The sequence below is a fragment of the Arthrobacter sp. 10T419 genome (assembly GCF_056394105.1).
Window position 1 is genome coordinate 1 of record NZ_JBFTHF010000048.1, and the last position, 436, is coordinate 436.

The 436-nt window shown below is 65.6% G+C and carries 1 protein-coding gene; it reads left to right on the forward strand.

What is annotated here, in order from left to right; all coding sequences use genetic code 11:
• Window positions 1-59 precede the first annotated feature (59 nt).
• A complete protein-coding gene (locus tag AC1DBD_RS17815) occupies window positions 60-263 on the forward strand; it encodes a hypothetical protein (protein WP_092296770.1) in 204 nt (67 codons plus the stop codon).
• The last annotated feature ends 173 nt before the right edge of the window (window positions 264-436 follow it).

Here is a 436-nt window from a genome sequence, read left to right on the forward strand (position 1 = left end):
GCGCCATGCTGATCGGCGCTTGAACCGCAGATCCATCGCAGTCCCACTGGAGAATCTCCATGCGTTCGACCCTGTTCCGCTCCGTTCTAGCCGCCACCTGCCTGCTCGGTACCGTGGCCGCCCATGCCACCGACCCAGCCACCAGCCCGTTTGCCGCCGATCGCTACGACTACAGCGTGCTGCCATCCGCCAGCGCTGTGGCCAAAGCACCGGCACCGGTCCGATGCCATGACGGCAAGGCGGCCTGCCATCCGAAGCACTAGGCGCCCTGCCGCGCGTCACGCGCGGTGGCGTGTTCCGGATGCGGCTGGCAAGAAGGGGGCCCCCCCATACCTTCGTTTAACGCGACACCACCTACGCGACTATTGTGGCCATCCGCACCGGGCTCCTAGCATTCCAGTCAACATCGATTGCTTCCACGGGAGCCGACCATGAC

Excerpts from the sequence above, each read along its gene's own strand:
- AC1DBD_RS17815 (WP_092296770.1), top strand. The coding sequence starts at position 60 with ATGCGTTCGACCCTGTTCCGCTCCGTTCTAGCCGCCACCTGCCTGCTC.